This is a genomic window from Pseudomonas sp. AFG_SD02_1510_Pfu_092 (assembly GCF_003331055.1).
Classification (GTDB): domain Bacteria; phylum Pseudomonadota; class Gammaproteobacteria; order Pseudomonadales; family Pseudomonadaceae; genus Aquipseudomonas.
On sequence record NZ_PUQD01000084.1, the window covers coordinates 1 to 16,465 of the forward strand.

Consider the following 16,465-nt stretch of genomic DNA (forward strand, 5'->3'; position numbering starts at 1 on the left):
GGGCCTTGCATGAACACGTAGACATAGCCCGGGCGCAGCGCGCGCAGGGTGTAGGCGGAATGGTGCAGCGGCCCGAAACCCTGTTCCAGGTTGAAGCCTGCATCGGCATAACGGCACGCGGGCATGTCGCCGGTGCGTGGGACGATGGCGTAGCGCACCGGCAGGATGGGGATGCGGGCGCTACAGGCAGGGCCTGAGGTGGCGCTGCTGACAGAGGCATTGCTCATGCGAGCTCCTTGCTCAGAGAGCAGCCTTTTCGGACCCTAGGCGTAAAGCGGCCTGTTCCAGTACTGAAAAGACTGAAATATCGGATGGCTGACACTTTCCGGAAGTGTTGGTGTTTCGGTTTGGTCAGGCAATTCGCGCTGCAGATTGCACGCTTGATCTGGAGAGGATCCGAAGCGCGTAGCACAGTAAGAAAAGCATTTGTTTGATGGGGGTGAGTGAAAAACGATGCCTCGTAATCCACTTCATAGTCGAGGCGGAAAGTGTAAAAAATTATTTATGGTTACTTGATGTCTGCCGGCGCTAATTTATATGTTGAAAGTTTCAATTAAGTTGTAGGGAATATCCTACTTATAATTCGGAATACGCACTTCAGTCCTTGCACTTCGCCATCACCACCTGGCAAGTTCGCGGTGTGCCTCCCGAGCGGCTCGCATAGCGTATGCAGTTATTCATGGATTTCTGCCGCGCAACGCTCAAGGTATTGCCCCAGGCCAGGCCGCCTTCGCCGCTCGTGGGCACGGCTTTGGCGAAGCAATTGGAACCCGTCACCGGCGTGGCGTATCGGGCCTTGCCGGTTTTGCTGGAGCAACCCGCGGTGAGCGCCAGGCAGAGGGTGAGCAGAGTGGTCAGCGCCCAGGAGGCGTTCGGGCGAATCGGTAGGCTGCACATGTGACCACCTTCTGCTCGGGGCGATGTATGCCTTGCAGGATATTTCATTCCAGCCAGGCGGTGAACTATCGCCTGGTCACGGGGCTCCTTTGCTAAGCGCACCCTGCGCGCGGCTGATGGCACAGGCCCATCAGCCCCGGGTCACTGAATGAAAAGGAGGCACCGTGACCGTATCTGATCAAACTGTCTATCGCTGCACCCCCAGCCCGTTACACGCCTTGTTGTTGGCGGGCAGCGTGCCGTTGTTCCTGGGCGCGCTGCTGAGCGACGTCGCCTACTACAACAGCTACCAGGTCCAGTGGAGCAACTTCGCCGCCTGGCTGATCGCCGGGGGGCTGCTGTTCTGTGGGCTGACGCTGTTGTTCGCGTTGGCCAACCTGATTCGCGCCGAGCGCAAGGGCGGGCGCCCGGCGTTGTACTTCGTGCTGCTGCTGGTGACCTGGGGGCTTGGGCTGATCAATGCCTTCGAACACGCCAAGGACGCCTGGGCGATCATGCCCTCGGGGCTGGTGCTGTCGGTGCTGGTGAGCGCGCTGGCGCTGGTCGCTGCCTGGATCGGTTTGAGCAACCTGCGTTCGGGAGGTGTGGCATGAGGCCTTTGCATGGGGTGAGCCTGCTGAGCGTGGCGCTGCTGTTGAGCGCCTGTGGGGGCGACGGCGAACCGAACCAGGCCGTTGGCCCGGAGCCAAACCTGCCTGCGCCGCAACGCGGTCTGCTGCCGAGCATGAAGATTGCCCAGCCGGCTGCCTGGGGCGAGCAGAAACCGACCGTGCCCGCAGGCTTCAGCGTTACCGCCATCGCCACCGACCTGAAAATTCCACGGCAGAGCCTGGTGCTGCCCAATGGCGACATTCTGGTGGCCGAAGGCCGTGGCGGCAGCGCTCCCAAGCTCAAGCCCAAGGATGTGATCGCCAGTCAGATCAAGGCCAAGGGCAACACTCAGGTCAAGGGCGGTAACCGCCTGACATTGCTGCGCGATGCCGATGGTGATGGCCGTTACGAGATGCAGACGGTGTTTGCGGAAAACCTCAATGCGCCCTATGGCCTGGCCTTTGCCGACGGCAAACTGTATGTGGCCAACCAGGATGCGCTGGTGCGCTTCGACTACAAGGACGGCCAGACCCAGGCCGACGGCCCGCCGAAAAAGGTTACCGACCTGCCGGCACAGATCAACCACCACTGGACCAAGGCGCTGACCATCAGCCCGGATGGACGTTATCTGTATGTCGGCATCGGCTCGAACAGCAACATCACCGAGCGCGGGCTGGAGGTGGAAAGCGACCGCGCCATGGTCTGGCAGGTCGATGCTGAAACAGGGGCGCACCGGCCTTATGCCACTGGCCTGCGCAACCCGACCGCATTGACCGTGCAGCCGCAGACCGGCCAGTTGTGGGCGGTGGTCAACGAACGCGATGAGCTGGGGCCCGACCTGGTGCCGGACTACCTCACATCGGTGCGTGAGGGCGGCTTCTATGGCTGGCCCTACAGCTACTGGGGCCAGCATGTGGATGAGCGGGTTCGGCCGCAGAACCCGGACAAGGTGGCGGCGGCGATCAAGCCGGATTACAGCCTGGGTTCGCACGTCGCTGCACTGGGTGTCGACTTTTCGCTGCCGGCCATGGGTGAGGGCTTTACCGATGGCGTGTTCGTGGGCCAGCACGGGAGCTGGAACCGGCCAAACCCGGTGGGCTACAAGGTGATCTTCGTACCGTTCAGCAATGGCAAGCCGGCCGGCCAGCCGATCGACTTCGCCACCGGCTTTCGCGATGCAGATGGCAAGACCCGTGGGCGGCCAGTGGGGGTGACGGTCGATCCGCGTGGTGCGCTGATCATCGCCGACGACCTGGCGAACACGGTGTGGCGGGTGACACGTAACCGCTGAGTGATCGCTGGCCTGGGCGCGGCTCAGGCCAGCAAGGTGGCGGGTACCGGCTATGCTTGTTGGCGCGTGAACATTTCGCGCGCCTATTCGGTCTTGATTACAGGGAAGCAGGCCTATGAATGCAATTCGCTCTCTCGCTCGTGCTGTTGCCGTTGCCACACTGGCGTCCACTGCTGCCTTCGCGGTGCAGGCTGCCGGTATTCCTATCGGCAGCGAGGCCTTGGAAAGCCATGTCACCACGCAGGTCACGGCCATCGACCTGGCCAGCCGCCAAGTGACGGTGAAAGGCCCCGATGAAACGAAAGACGTGACCTTCCAGCTAACGGAAAAGGCCAAGGCGCTGCCAAACCTCAAGGTGGGCGACCAGGTCGACATCTATGTGACCCGTGCGGTGGCCTATGTGCTGAACCCCGAAGTCGGCGGGGCGCCGAAGGCGACGGATGAATCCGGGAGCATCCGCGCGACGGCAGACAACCCCAACCCGGGCGGCGAGGCGTTCCGCCAGGTCAAGGTGACCTCGCAGATCAAGAAGATCGATCTCAAGACGCACGAGGTGAGCCTGCTGCCACCGGAGGGCAAGCTGCAAGTGGTCAAGGTCGAGAACCCTGACCTGCAGGCGCGCATGAAGAACCTCAAGGTCGGCCAGACGGTCGACGCGATCTACACCGAAGTACTGCGTGTCGAAACCTCGCGCTGACCCCTGTCGATTCCTCTCTATTAACCGAAGGGGCTGCCTGGCAGCCCCAATGACGTTAACGGTTATCCATATGGCGAATGACGCGAGTGCACACTTTCAATTTCTATAGATAACGAGAATTAGCCCATCATCGCCTGAATATCCGACGCGAAGGAGGACGGTCATGTTCAGCAAAACCCTGTGCCTTGTGGTGCTCCCCTTTGTCCTGGCATTGCTGGCCGGTGCGGTGCTGCCGTTCCAGGCCGCGGGTAATGCCGCCGTCGGCCGGGCGCTGGGGCACTGGTTGTGGGGCGCATTCACCTCGTTGACGGTGAGTTCGCTGGTGGTGATCGCGGCGCTGCTGGTGCTCAGGGTACCGGCACCGGACATGGGCAAGGCCTTGCAAGGGCCATGGTGGTTGTGGGTGGGCGGTGTGCTGGGCGCGCTGTACGTGGCCGCTGCCGCTGCGCTGACGCCCAGGCTGGGGGCGGCGGGGTTCCTGGTGCTGGTGGTGGCGGGGCAGATCATCACGGCGGTGGTCGCTGACCATTTCGGGGTGATGGGGCTGGGCGGCAAACCACTCAACCTGGCCAGGCTGGCGGGTGTGGTGCTGATCCTGTGCGGCGTGCTGCTGGTGCAAGGTACTTGGGCAGCGGACACGCCAGCCACTGCCGCAACCGTGGTGAAGCAGCCCGAGGGCTGATCAGCCCGCCGGCTGGCTGCAGGCCCATACGGTTTCACGTAGCCAGCGATGCCCGGGGTCGCCGTCCTTGCGGTGGTGCCAGGCTTGCTGGTAGTCGAATGCAGGGATCGCCAGCGGCGGCTCGAACTGGCGCAAAGTCGGGTGCTGGCGCAGCGAACCTACTGCGCGGCTGGCCACGGTCAGGATCAGGTCGGTGCCGGCCAGCACCTCGAGCGCCGCGCTCCAGTGCGGCAAGGCCAAGGCGATCCGCCGGCGCAGGCCCTGGGCGGCCAGGGCGCGCTCGATTTCATCGAAGGCATCCGGGCGCATGGCCATCAATACATGCGGCCGATCCAGCCAATCGGCCAGGGCCAGGCCGCCGCTGGCCGGCAGCACCTGGCTATCGGCCACGCTGACGAAGTTGTCGGCGAACAGCGGCTGGGCGGTTATCGCCTGGGGCAGTTCCGGGAAGATGCCCAAGGCCAGGTCCAGCTCACCGTCGAGCAACTGCGCCAGCATGGTTTCACGGCTGGCCTGGCTGATGGCCAGGTCCACACCGGGCGCGACCTGGCGCAGATGGCGCAGCAGCGGTGGCAGGATGATCCGCGACGAGTAGTCGGACAGCGACAGCCTGAAGCGCCGCTGGGCCTTGGCCGGGTCGAACTGCGGCGTGGCCAGCAGGCCGTTGAGGTTGCCCAGGGCGTCCTGCAGCGGCCCGGCCAGCGACTGCGCGCGGGTGGTCAGCGCCATGCGCCCGTTCTGGCGTACCAGCAAGGGGTCGTCGAAATGCTTGCGCAGCTGTGCCAGGGCGTGGCTGACCGCAGGTTGGCTGCGGTGCAGGCGCAGCGCGGCCCGGGTCACGTGCTTTTCGCTCAGCAGGGCGTGCAGGGCGAGTAGCAGGTTGAGGTCGATCTTGCGCAGTTCATCCATGGGGTGAATGGCCTTGGTCCAGTCCGCAGTGGCTCATCAGCTTAGCAAATACCCCAGCTGGCAGCGCTCGCCTGCCATTGCTGCACAGGATGCAGAAATCATCTGCATCCAGCCTGATTGTTCAATTTTTCCTAGCTGATTAGCCTGACTCGAACACTCACCCAGGAGGATTCGATCATGGCTACCCGCATCATTCTCACTCGCACCGGCACCGCCGACGTCATGCAGCTCGAACAGCTACAGGCACAGCCTCCAGGGCCGGGCCAGGTCTGGTTGGAGCAGACGGCTATCGGCGTGAACCCACTGGATGTGCTGCAGCGCAAGGGCGGGGCGGCGCTGGCATTGCCGTCCGGCCTGGGCCTGGAAGGTGCCGGCCGGGTGACGCTGGTCGGTGACGGCGTGTGTAACGTGCAGGTGGGCGACCGGGTTGCTTATGCAATGGGGCCGGTTGGCGCCTATGCCAGCGGCCGGCTGTTTCCGGCCGATCGCCTGGTCAAGCTACCGCCGCAGCTGGATGACGAGGCGGCCGCAGCCGTGCTGTTCAAGGGCATCACCGCGCAGTACCTGTTGAAAACCACCTTTGCCGTTGGGCCGGGTAGCCAGGTGCTGTTGTACGGCGCGGCCGGTGCCTTGGGCCAGCTGATGGTGCCTTGGGCGCGGCACCTGGGGGCGACGGTGATCGGCGTGGTGTCGCGCCCGCAAAGCGTGGCAAGGGCCCAGGCGGCTGGCTGCCATCATGTGCTGGTATTCGATGCGGCAAACCTGGCCCACCAGGTACGCGAACTGACCCACGGGCAAGGCGTGGACGTGGCCTACGACTGCGTAGGCAAGGCGTCGCTGGAAGCCTCGCTGGACAGCTTGCGGGTGCGTGGCCTGCTGGTGTCGTTCGCCGGCACTTCCGGCGCACCGGCGGCCATCGAGGTGGCCACGCTCAACGCCAAGGGTTCGCTGTACCTGACCCGGCCGTCGCTGGCAGCGCACACCCGCACGGTCGAGGAATATCAACAGCGCGCGGCCGATGTGCTGGCAGCGGTCGCCGAAGGTATCATCCAGCCTCGGGTCTGGCGTCGCTACCCGCTGGCCGAAGCGGCCAGGGCCCATTTGGACCTGGAGCAGGGCCGGTCGGAGGGCGCGTTGGTCCTCACTGCCTGATGCCTTTTCTCATAGCCGAGCCTTGCCATGGATGCCTTCGACAGCCGCCGCGCCGATGAACTTGCCACCTTGTTGGCCCTGCACGAGCAGGGCTCGTTTGCCGCTGCCGGGCGGCAACTGGAACGCCACCCCACGGTGCTGTCGAAGCGCCTGAGCGCACTGGAAGCGCGACTGGGCATTCGCCTGGTGGAGCGCAGCACCCGGCAACTGCGTTTCACCGATGAAGGCGAGCGGCTGGTGAACAAGGTCGGTGCGGCCAACCGGCTGATCGCCGAGGCGGAACAGGAGGCGGCCGAAGGCGCGGCGACGGTTCGTGGGCGCCTGCGCCTGGCGTTGCCGGCAGCCATGGGGCGGCGCTGGTTGAGCGGGATGCTCGCCGAGTTCGTGCTGGCCTACCCGCAGGTGGTGGTGGACGTCGAATACGCCGATCGTTTCGTCGACCTGATCGGTGAAGGTTTCGATGCCGCCATCCGCATTGGCGAGCTGGCCGACAACCGCCTGGTGGCCAGCAAGCTGTGCGAGCACTTGCGCATCCTGTGTGCCTCGCCTGAGTACTTGGCCCGGCACGGTGTACCCGTGCAACCGGAGGATTTGTCTGCACATAATTGTTTAGGATTCAGTGGTTTGCGAAGCTTTCCTGAATGGCGGCTGATGAGTGGCGGGCAGCACGTGAGCGTGAAGGTGGCCGGCAGCCTGCGCAGCAATGACAACGAAGCCCTGCTGGAGGCGGCGCGGCGCGGCGTGGGGATTCTGGCTGGAGGGGACTGGTTGATGGGCGACGACTTGGCCAGCGGCCGCCTGACACGGGTGCTGCCGGCATGGCAGCTGGACGTGGCGGCGGGCATTTACCTGGTTCGGCCGAGCGCGCGCCTCAACTCGGCTGCCTTGGGGGCCTTCAAAGCCTGGCTGGAAGCACGCTTCGAAAGCGGTGCCCCCTGGCGCCGCTGATGCGATCCCTGTGGGAGCGGGCATGCCCGCGAATATGGGCGAAGCCCGTGCCCATCCACCGCGTTCGCCTGCTTCGCGGGCTTGCCCACAGGGGGCGGCTCAGGCCCGGCTCACGCTATAGCTGAGCGGAACAACGTATAGGCTTAAGCACTTTAACTTCTAATCATAAGCGCATGATTAAAAACGATTTATCGCTTAGCGACAGCATGCTGAACACACTGCTCATAGTACGTCTGCCTGATCGCCGCTGGCTTGAGCCGCGAGCGGCTGTTATAGGTCTGCTCGGTAATGCCAAAGGCGGTCATGCGCATCCACGGTTTGGGGAATTTGCGAACCTGCAGCTTCTTGCGTGTGGCATACAGGGTGACCCCGGAAAGCTTGGCTTGCTGGGCCTCGGCGGCGATCTGTGCGCCCCAGCCGCATGTGTGGCGATCATTCTGGCTCAGCGCCCGTGCCTGGGCGCCGAAAGCGAGCGTGGCCAGCAGGCAGCCGGCCATCATTGCTAGAAGTACTCGCATGTTGCTGTCCTAAGCATCTGAAGGAAAACAGAGTTTGCCTTCGCTGGAGGATGTTGGGGGCCAGCAATTTGCTGTCAAATCGCGGCCGTGCGCAACGTGCCGACGGCTGGCGTGCGCAGGCTGATCCAGGCCAGGCTGGCGATCCACAGCACACCCACGCCATAGTTCAGGCGTTGGTACAGGCCGAACAGCTGGCCGCTCTTTGCCGCCTGGCCCGTGAGCACGACAGTGACGATCGCCAGGATCACGCAGACCAGGGGCACCCGCGCAAAAGTCTGGCCTGTTGCAGGTGGTCGTAGCCTGGGTAGGCCAGGGCGGTGACCCATACGCCGGCCAACAGCCAGAGGGGGATCAGCAAGCCGCTGGCGAGCAACAGGCGGTCGAGGGTCTTCATGCTCTGGCGTCCTTCCATGGATAGCGTGAAGCCGCACAGTACAGGCAGGCGCAGGCTTCGGGCCAGCACTTGCGGCGTTTTCCCGCCCTGTGAAATACCGCACGCGGTGTATGTGATCGTACAACTGCTTGCGCTATGATGAGCGCTGTCTTTCAAGGTGAAATACAGGGCGATGACAGAGCAGCAGGTACAGGCCAGAACCCGGCGCAAGCCGCGCAGTCTGGCCCAGGAACTGGTCACGGTGCTGACCGAGCGCATTCGCAGCGGCCAGCTCAAGCGCGGCGACAAGCTGCCGACCGAGTCGCAGATCATGGCCGAAGAGGGCGTCAGCCGCACGGTGGTGCGTGAAGCGATCTCGCGGCTGCAGGCTGCCGGGCAGGTCGAGACCCGCCACGGCATCGGCACCTTCGTGCTGGACGCGCCGGCCACGGGTGGCTTGCGCATCGACCCGGCGACCGTGGTCACCCTGCGTGAAGTGCTGGCAGTGCTGGAATTGCGCATTGCCCTGGAGATCGAGTCGGCGGGCCTGGCGGCGCAGCGGCGCAGCGATGAGCAACTTGCCGGCATGCGTGCAGCGCTGGATGAACTGAACGAAGGCGCCGCCCATGCCAGCGATGCGGTGTCGGCGGACTTCCAGTTCCACCTGCGCATCGCCCAGGCCAGCGGCAACCATTACTTCGCCGACATCATCGACCACCTGGGCACCAGTATCATCCCGCGTACCCGGCTGAATTCCGCGCGCCTGGCCCATGATGACCAGGCGCACTACATGGGCCGCCTGCGGCATGAGCACGAAGCGATCTACGAAGCCATTGCCCGGTGCGACAGCGAAGGGGCGAAGATGGCCATGCGCATGCACCTGAGCAACAGCCGCGAGCGCTTGCGCCAGGCCCATGAAGAGGCCGAGGCGCAGGGGGCCTGAGGACGCTGTTTGCAAGGGGCGATCAGATCGCCCCCCCACGCCACTGCCCATTCACCAAGCGGCGCAGCCCCAGCGGGTTGCCATCACGCAACGCCTCGGGCAACAGCGCCTGCGGGTAGTTCTGGTAACACACCGGGCGCAGGAAGCGATCGATGGCCAGGCTGCCGACCGAGGTGCCGCGCGCGTCCGAAGTCGCCGGGTACGGCCCACCGTGCACCATCGCATCACACACTTCGACACCGGTCGGGTAGCCGTTGAGCAGAATCCGTCCGACTTTCTCTTCCAGCAACGGGACCAGCCAGGCGTAGGCCTGCAGGTCTTCCGGCTCGCCGATCAGGGTGGCGGTCAACTGGCCGCGCAGGCCGCGCAGGGCGGCGCGCAGTTGGTCGTCGTCCTGTACCTCCACCGCAACGGTGGTCGGGCCGAACACTTCTTCCTGCAGCAGCGGCTCGGCCGCCAGCAACAGCCGGGCATCGGCCTTGAACAACTGGGCATGGGCCTGGCCGCCTGCCTGCGTCTGGCCGGCCAGGTGCTGGATACCGGCATGTGCATGCAGGTGCTCCAGGCCCGCGACATAGCTGCGCAGGCCGCCGGCGTTGAGCAGGGTCTGGCCGGCCTGTTGCTGCAGGTGCTGACCAAGCGCGGCCAGCAGCTGGCTGTACTGCGGCGATTGCAGGCCGATCACCAGCCCCGGGTTGGTGCAGAACTGGCCGGCGCCCAGGCACACCGAGCCGGCCAGCTCACGGGCGATGGCCTCGCCACGCTTGGCCAGGGCGCCGGGCAGGATGATCACCGGGTTGATGCTCGACATCTCGGCGAACACCGGGATCGGCTGGGGGCGCTCGGCCGCCATGCGGCACAGGGCATCACCGCCTTTCAGCGAACCGGTAAAGCCCACGGCCTGGATGGCCGGGTGCTTGACCAGCCACTCGCCGACGCCGCCACCGAAGACCATGTTGAACACGCCCTTGGGCATGCCGGTGCGCTCGGCAGCGCGCTGGATGGCGCAGGCGACCAGGTCGGCAGTGGCCATGTGGCCGCTGTGCGCCTTGAACACCACCGGGCAACCGGCGGCCAGGGCGGCTGCGGTGTCGCCGCCGGCGGTGGAGAAGGCCAGCGGAAAGTTGCTGGCACCAAACACGGCGACCGGGCCGACGCCGATGCGCATCTGGCGCAGGTCAGTGCGCGGCAGGGGTTGGCGTTGCGGCAGCGCCAGGTCGATGCGCGCACCCAGGAAGTCGCCACGGCGCAACACCTCGGCGAACAGGCGCATCTGGCCGCTGGTGCGGCCGCGCTCGCCCTGGATGCGGGCGCTGGGCAGCGCGGTTTCGCGGCAGACGATGGCAACGAAGGCGTCGTCCAGTTCGTCCAGTTCGGCAGCAATGGCGTCGAGGAACTCGGCACGCCGTGCCGGGGCCAGCTGGCGGAATTCGCTGAAGGCGGCGGCGGCAGCTGTGGCGGCCTGGTCCACTTCGCCTTCGGTGGCCTGGGCGAAGCTGTAGGGCAGGGCTTCGCCAGTGCTGGCGTCCAGGCTCTGCAGGCGCTGCGAGCCAGCGGCGCTGCGCTGGCCGGCGATGAAGTTGTGGCCGAGGATTTCAGGCATGGGGGTGCTCCTGGTGGCTTGAGGGAGGAAAGGGTGAAACTCATTCGAGCTGGACCGCAGCCCCTGTGGGAGCGGGTTTACCCGCGAAGAATCCAGCGCGGTGCCTGGCACCGGCTTCGCCGGTGTTCGCGGGTGAACCCGCTCCCACAGGGATTGCGACATCTCGGGAAACCGGACAAGCCCAGGGCATCAGGTAATCGGCGCCGGGTTGAACAGGGTGATGTCGTTGTGCAGCCGGTGCTGCTCGGCCCAGGTCTGCCGGCGGCCGCTGGCCACGTCCAGGTAATAGTGGAACAGCTCCCAGCCCAGTTCCTCGATGCTCGCGCGGCCGCTGGCGATGCGCCCGGCGTCGATGTCGATCAGGTCGGGCCAGCGCTGGGCCAGCTCGCTGCGGGTGCACACCTTGACCACAGGCGCCATCGCCAGGCCGTACGGGGTGCCGCGGCCGGTGGTGAACACGTGCAGGTTCATGCCGGCAGCCAGTTGCAGGGTGCCGCAGACAAAGTCGCTGGCCGGGGTGGCGCAGAAGATCAGGCCTTTGCGGTTGACCCGTTCGCCCGGGCCGAGCACGCCCTGAATGGCGCCGCTGCCGGACTTGACGATCGACCCCAGCGACTTCTCGACGATGTTCGACAGGCCGCCTTTCTTGTTGCCCGGGGTGGTGTTGGCGCTGCGGTCGGCGGCACCCTGCTGCAGGTAGCGGTCGTACCAGTCCATTTCGCGCACCAGGGCGTCTGCGACTTGCTGGTTTTCTGCGCGCGACGTGAGCATGTAGATGGCGTCGCGCACCTCGGTCACTTCCGAGAACAGCACGGTGGCGCCGGCGCGTACCAGCAGGTCGGCGGCATAGCCCAGTGCCGGGTTGGCGGTGATGCCGGAAAAGGCATCGCTGCCACCGCACTGCATGCCCAGGATCAGTTCGCTGGCCGGCACGCTTTCGCGGCGGCGCTGGTCAAGCTTGTGCAGGCGGGTTTCGGCCAGCGCCATGATCTGCCCGATCATTTCCGCAAAGCCCAGGCTGGCGTCCTGCAGCCGGTACAGCCACGGCTCGCTGAGGTCCACCGAGGGGTCGTTGTCGTGCATCACCTGGCCGGCCTGGAGTTTTTCGCACCCCAGGCTGATCACCAGTGCCTCGCCGCCGAGGTTGGGGTTGCGCGCCAGGTTGCGCACGGTGCGGATCGGGATATAGGCGTCGCGGGCGTTGATCGCCACACCGCAGCCATAGCTGTGGGTGATGGCTACCACATCATCGACGTTGGGGTATTTGGGCAGCAGCTCGCCGCGTATGCGCTTGACCGCATGCTCCAGCACGCCGGCCACGCACTGCACGGTGGTGGTGATGCCGAGGATATTGCGCGTGCCGACCGTGCCGTCGGCGTTGCGGTAGCCTTCGAAGGTGAAGCCTGCCAGTGGCGGCAGTGGCTGTGGCACGGCATTGCAGCGCGGCAGGCTGTCGAGCGCCGGGGCAGCAGGCATGGCCAGTTGGCTTTCCTGTACCCAGCTGCCCTGGCGCAGGTCTTCCAGCGCATAGCCGATGATTTGCCCGTAGCGGCGTACCGGCTCGCCCTTGGCGATGGCCACGCTGGCGACCTTGTGGCTTTGCGGCACGCCTTCGACCAGGGTCAGGCCGTCGGCGAAGCGGGCGCCTTCGCCCAGGCCACCGTCGTTGACCACGACCACGACGTTGTCGTCTTGGTGCAGGCGGACGTAGCGGGGCGAGTCGGAATGTTCGATCAACTGCATGGTCGGGCCTATCTGTCAGGTTCTCAGGCTTTTTCTACATCCGCCCGCGCAGGGTCAACTGGCGCGGGCGTGCTCTCAGTGGCGCGCGCTGGCCAGTTCGCCGCTGGCGGCCGGCTCGGCGTCAGGCTTTGCGCTTTCACGCAGCTCGATACGCTTGATCGGGCCGACGATCACCAGGTAGCTGAACACCGCCACCAGGGCGTTGGCGCCCACATACACCAGGGCCCACTTGAAAGAGCCGGTGGCGCTGATGATGTAGCCGATGACGATCGGCGTGGTGATCGAGGCGATGTTGCCGAAGGTGTTGAACAGGCCGCCGGACAGCCCGGCAATCTGCTTGGGCGAGGTGTCGGCGACCACCGCCCAGCCCAGCGCGCCGATGCCCTTGCCGAAGAACGCCAGGGTCATGAAGCCGACCACCATCCACTCGGCCTCGACGTAGTTGCAGAACACCATGCTGGTCGACAGCAGCAGGCCGCAGACGATCGGCAGCTTGCGCGAGAAGGTCAGCGAGTTGCCGCGGCGCAGCAGCCAGTCGGAGATCACCCCGCCCAGCACGCCACCGATGAAGCCGCACACCGCCGGCAGCGAGGCGATGAAACCGGCCTTGAGGATGGTCATGCCGCGCTCCTGCACCAGGTACACCGGGAACCAGGTGAGGAAGAAGTAGGTGATGGCGTTGATGCAGTACTGGCCCAGGTACACACCGAGCAGCATGCGGCTACTCAGCAGCTGCTTGACGTAGGCCCATTTCGGGCCGTCGTTGCCGCGCTTCTGGTCCATGTCCACCAGGCCACCGTTGTGCTCGATGTGTGCGAGCTCGCCCGGGCTGATGCGCGGGTGTTGGCGGGGGTTGTAAATGGTTTTCAGCCAGACCATGGAGAACACGATGCCCAGCGCACCCATGACCACGAACACGTGCTCCCAGCCGAAGCTGAACACGATCCAGCCCATGATCGGGGCGAACAGGGCGGTGGCGAAGTACTGCGCCGAGTTGAAGATGGCCGACGCGGTGCCGCGTTCCTGGGTCGGGAACCAGGCCGCGACGATACGCGCGTTACCCGGGAACGACGGGGCTTCGGCGAAACCGACCAGAAAGCGCAAAGTGAACAGGGTGACCACCGCCCAGGCGACCGGCAGGCCACCGACAAAGCCCTGCAGCAGGGTGAACAGCGACCAGGTGAAGATGCTGACGGCGTAGACCTTCTTGGAACCGAAGCGGTCGAGCAGCCAGCCACCGGGAATCTGGCCAGCCACGTACGCCCAGCCGAAGGCGGAAAAAATATAACCGAGGGTGACGGCGTCGATGCCGAGGTCTTTCTGCAGGCTGGAGCCTGCGATGGCGATGGTGGCGCGGTCGGCATAGTTGATCGTGGTCACCAGAAACAGCATGAACAGGATCAGGTAGCGCACATGCGTTTTCTTGCTCGCTTGCATGCTGGTTGTACTCCCACTAGTTATTTTTGTGCGGGCTCAGGAATGTGTAACGGAGCGGGGCAGGCCCACTCCGGGCGCGGCGCGTGGCAGGCCGCGGGCAGCGCTTACTGCGGGCCCATCTTGTCCATCAGCGCGGCGAGCATTTCGTACTCTTCGGCGCTGAGGTCGGTCAGCGGGGTACGCACCGGGCCGGCGTCGTGGCCGGCGATCTTGGCGCCGGCCTTGACGATGCTCACGGCGTAGCCGGCCTTGCGGTTGCGAATATCCAGGTACGGCAGGAAGAAATCGTCGATCAGCCTGGCTACAGTGGCGTGGTCATCGCGGGCGACGGCGTTGTAGAAGTCCATGGCGGTCTTCGGCACGAAGTTGAACACGGCCGAGGAGTACACCGGCACACCCAGGGCCTTGTAGGCAGCAGCATACACCTCGGCAGTCGGCAGGCCGCCCAGGTAGCTGAAACGCTCGCCCAGGCGGCGACGGATCGACACCATCAGCTCGATATCACCCAGGCCATCCTTGTAGCCGATCAGGTTCGGGCAGCGCTCGGCCAGTTTTTCCAGCAGGTCGGCGTTCAGGCGGCAGACGTTGCGGTTGTAGACCACCACGCCAATGTTCACCGATTTGCACACGGCCTCGACATGGGCGGCGACGCCGTCCTGGCTGGCTTCGGTCAGGTAGTGCGGCAGCAGCAGCAGGCCCTTGGCACCCAGGCGCTCGGCTTCCTGCGCGTACTCGATGGCCTGGCGGGTGGCGCCGCCGACGCCGGCGAGGATCGGTACCGAGGTGGCGCAGGTGTCGACGGCGGTCTTGATTACCTGGCTGTACTCGCTGGCGGCCAGCGAGAAGAACTCACCGGTACCACCGGCGGCGAACAGGGCGCTGGCGCCATAAGGGGCGAGCCATTCCAGGCGCTTGCGGTAGCCAGCCGGGTTGAAGTCGCCCTGGGCGTTGAAGTCGGTGACCGGGAAAGACAGCAGGCCGTGGGAGAGGATGGATTTCAGTTCTTGTGGAGTCATTGTTGTAAGCATCCTGTGGCGCTTGGGTGAAGGGTGTGGTTCTGCGCTTGAAGTAAGTTATCGTACAACTTGAGTAATGACTAGTCCCTTATGAGTTTTTTCGGGATGGGATGGGGAGGGGTGAGGTGGTATTGCCTATTCTGGCCTCTTCGCGGGCGCGCCCGCTCCCACATGGTGCGTGGAGATCCTGTGGGAGCGGGCATGCCCGCGAAGAGGCCCGCACAGGCGACAACGACAGATGGCGGATAATCCGCAATCAGTCATCGTATCTCTTAGCGGGGAAGAAAAAACGATCGCGGAGACAGGCACAAGCCCGCCGCCCGTTTCCACAGGAGGATTCTGGGACCAGCAGAGGGTGACCGGAGGAAACGGGGGCGGCCTTGCGCCGCCCCGCGATCAAAGCAGAGGAAACTGAAGGTCAGGCAGCGTGCTGGCGGTTGATCTGCGCCTTGCGTACCTGGGCCCGGCATGCATCACCGAACGCCTGGAAGATCCTGATCGAATCCGGGTTCTGCGCTGCTTGCCACTCCGGGTGCCACTGCACGGCGAACAGGAACGGCGAAATGCTCGGCGCATGAATCGCCTCGACCAGGCCGTCTTCGGCGTGGGCGATGGCCTCGATGCCGGCGCCAAGCTTGTGCAGCCCCTGGCCGTGCAGCGAGTTGACGCGAATTTCGTCGGTCCCCAGGGTGTCACGCAGCCAGCTGCCTGGCTTGATCTTCACCCCGTGCACCTGGGCGTATTGCACCTCGACCGGGTCTTCCGGGTTTTCCCGGTGGTCGTTGAAGCCAGGCTCGGCATACACCTTCTGGTAGATGTCGCCACCCAGCGCCACGTTGATTTCCTGCATGCCGCGGCAGATGCCGAAAATAGGCAGGCCACGCTTGATCGCCGCCTTGACCAGCGGGATGTCGAACAGGTCGCGGTTTTGGTCCTGGCCTTTGCCGGGGGTCTGGTTCTCCTGGCCGTACAGGGCCGGGTCGATGTTGCTGCCGGCGCCGGTCAGGTATACGCCGTCGGCCATGTCCAGATAGGTCTCGAGGTCTTCGGTGCCGCAGCAGGTGGGCACCAGCACCGGGACGCAATCGGCGAACTCGACCAGCGGGGTGATGTATTTGTGGGTCATGACCTGATAGTCATGGCCTTTGCGCTCTTGGCTGCCCATGGTCATCAGGACGACGGGTTTGCGCAGGGCGGGTTGCTTGTTGCCAATGTTGCTGTTGGACATATGTCACCTTGGGACAGGTTCGACCTGTCGTTGTTGTGCAGGCGCACGGCGCGGGGCCATGGGTGCAACCTGTAGCCCCGAGCACTGCCGGCTCGTCGGAGGCGACGATGCCGGTCGGGGCTTGTAGATAGCTTGCCAGAGCCGTTCGATATGTCAAACGACTGGAGCGGGCTTTGAGGGCGGGAATGCGCCGGTTTTTGTAGGGTTAAACCGATGCGGGCCTGTAGCGGCGAGGGTTTGACGGGGGTGGTGGTCAATAATATTTAACGATGCAGTTGGGTCTTTGCAGCGGTGCAATGAAGGTGGTGCTGTGTTGGCCTTTTCGCGGGCGTGCCCGCTCCCACAGGTTTGAGGTGGCCCTGTGGGAGATTCTATGGTTTTCAGCAAGCCAGTTTCCCGCCTTTGGTGACGTATTCGTCCTGATTTTTCATCAGGGC

At 64.7% G+C, this 16,465-nt stretch carries 16 protein-coding genes and 1 pseudogene; 7 read left to right on the plus strand and 10 right to left on the minus strand.

Going from position 1 to position 16,465, the window contains the following annotated elements; all coding sequences use genetic code 11:
• Together C6A77_RS23530 and C6A77_RS23535 are read right to left on the minus strand one after the other, a co-directional pair.
• A partial coding sequence (locus tag C6A77_RS23530) for a toxin VasX (RefSeq protein WP_193901369.1) occupies positions 1-227 on the minus strand: 227 nt, incomplete at its 3' end.
• 370 nt (positions 228-597) lie between these two features.
• Entirely contained in the window at positions 598-897 is a 300-nt protein-coding gene (locus C6A77_RS23535) for a hypothetical protein (RefSeq protein WP_114171770.1), read from the minus strand.
• Between the two features lie 164 nt (positions 898-1,061).
• Here C6A77_RS23535 and C6A77_RS23540 point away from each other — a divergent pair, with 164 nt between their 5' ends.
• From C6A77_RS23540 to C6A77_RS23555, 4 genes are all read left to right on the plus strand, one after another.
• Entirely contained in the window at positions 1,062-1,490 is a 429-nt protein-coding gene (locus tag C6A77_RS23540; protein WP_114171771.1) for a DUF2231 domain-containing protein, read from the plus strand.
• Positions 1,487-2,779 carry a sorbosone dehydrogenase family protein gene (locus tag C6A77_RS23545; protein WP_114171772.1) on the plus strand — a complete coding sequence of 431 codons (1,293 nt, stop codon included), beginning with the start codon at positions 1,487-1,489 and terminating at the stop codon, positions 2,777-2,779. Before C6A77_RS23540 ends, C6A77_RS23545 begins: the two co-directional genes overlap by 4 nt.
• 115 nt (positions 2,780-2,894) lie before the next feature.
• A complete protein-coding gene (locus C6A77_RS23550; RefSeq protein WP_114171773.1) occupies positions 2,895-3,476 on the plus strand; it encodes a hypothetical protein in 582 nt (193 codons plus the stop codon).
• A gap of 163 nt (positions 3,477-3,639) precedes the next feature.
• Entirely contained in the window at positions 3,640-4,158 is a 519-nt protein-coding gene (locus C6A77_RS23555) for a DMT family transporter (protein ID WP_114171774.1), read from the plus strand.
• On the opposite strand, the gene C6A77_RS23560 is transcribed toward C6A77_RS23555, so the two are convergent.
• Positions 4,159-5,067: a LysR family transcriptional regulator gene (locus C6A77_RS23560; RefSeq protein ID WP_114171775.1), complete on the minus strand. Its 909-nt coding sequence runs from the start codon at positions 5,065-5,067 to the stop codon at positions 4,159-4,161.
• A 177-nt stretch (positions 5,068-5,244) separates the two neighbouring features.
• Between C6A77_RS23560 and C6A77_RS23565 the strand changes: the two genes are divergently transcribed.
• Positions 5,245-6,219, plus strand: coding sequence for a quinone oxidoreductase (locus C6A77_RS23565; protein ID WP_114171776.1), 975 nt, complete (start codon positions 5,245-5,247; stop codon positions 6,217-6,219).
• 27 nt (positions 6,220-6,246) lie between these two features.
• Positions 6,247-7,167, plus strand: a complete 921-nt coding sequence (locus tag C6A77_RS23570) for a LysR family transcriptional regulator (protein WP_114171777.1) — start codon at positions 6,247-6,249, stop codon at positions 7,165-7,167.
• Between the two features lie 188 nt (positions 7,168-7,355).
• Here C6A77_RS23570 and C6A77_RS23575 read toward each other — a convergent pair whose 3' ends face one another.
• Positions 7,356-7,685: a hypothetical protein gene (locus C6A77_RS23575; protein ID WP_114171778.1), complete on the minus strand. Its 330-nt coding sequence runs from the start codon at positions 7,683-7,685 to the stop codon at positions 7,356-7,358.
• Between the two features lie 74 nt (positions 7,686-7,759).
• Positions 7,760-8,079, minus strand: a pseudogene (locus C6A77_RS23580) (hypothetical protein).
• Between the two features lie 172 nt (positions 8,080-8,251).
• On the opposite strand from C6A77_RS23580, the gene C6A77_RS23585 reads away from it, so the two are divergent.
• Positions 8,252-9,001, plus strand: a complete 750-nt coding sequence (locus tag C6A77_RS23585) for a FadR/GntR family transcriptional regulator (protein ID WP_114171779.1) — start codon at positions 8,252-8,254, stop codon at positions 8,999-9,001.
• Between the two features lie 22 nt (positions 9,002-9,023).
• Here C6A77_RS23585 and C6A77_RS23590 read toward each other — a convergent pair whose 3' ends face one another.
• The 5 genes from C6A77_RS23590 to C6A77_RS23610 all read right to left on the minus strand — a co-directional run bounded on the left by C6A77_RS23590 (position 9,024) and on the right by C6A77_RS23610 (position 16,028).
• Positions 9,024-10,604 carry an aldehyde dehydrogenase (NADP(+)) gene (locus C6A77_RS23590; RefSeq protein ID WP_114171780.1) on the minus strand — a complete coding sequence of 527 codons (1,581 nt, stop codon included), beginning with the start codon at positions 10,602-10,604 and terminating at the stop codon, positions 9,024-9,026.
• Positions 10,605-10,793: 189 nt separating this feature from the next.
• Positions 10,794-12,347 (minus strand): galactarate dehydratase, encoded by a 1,554-nt coding sequence (gene garD, locus C6A77_RS23595; RefSeq protein ID WP_114171781.1) that lies wholly within the window; start codon positions 12,345-12,347, stop codon positions 10,794-10,796.
• Between the two features lie 75 nt (positions 12,348-12,422).
• Positions 12,423-13,784: an MFS transporter gene (locus C6A77_RS23600; protein ID WP_114171782.1), complete on the minus strand. Its 1,362-nt coding sequence runs from the start codon at positions 13,782-13,784 to the stop codon at positions 12,423-12,425.
• Positions 13,785-13,888: 104 nt separating this feature from the next.
• On the minus strand, positions 13,889-14,800 hold the full coding sequence (gene kdgD, locus C6A77_RS23605) for a 5-dehydro-4-deoxyglucarate dehydratase (RefSeq protein ID WP_114171783.1): 912 nt from the start codon (positions 14,798-14,800) through the stop codon (positions 13,889-13,891).
• A gap of 418 nt (positions 14,801-15,218) precedes the next feature.
• The gene (locus C6A77_RS23610) at positions 15,219-16,028 is read right to left on the minus strand and encodes a type 1 glutamine amidotransferase (protein ID WP_114171784.1); all 810 of its coding nucleotides are present in this window, start codon (positions 16,026-16,028) and stop codon (positions 15,219-15,221) included.
• Positions 16,029-16,465 lie beyond the last annotated feature (437 nt).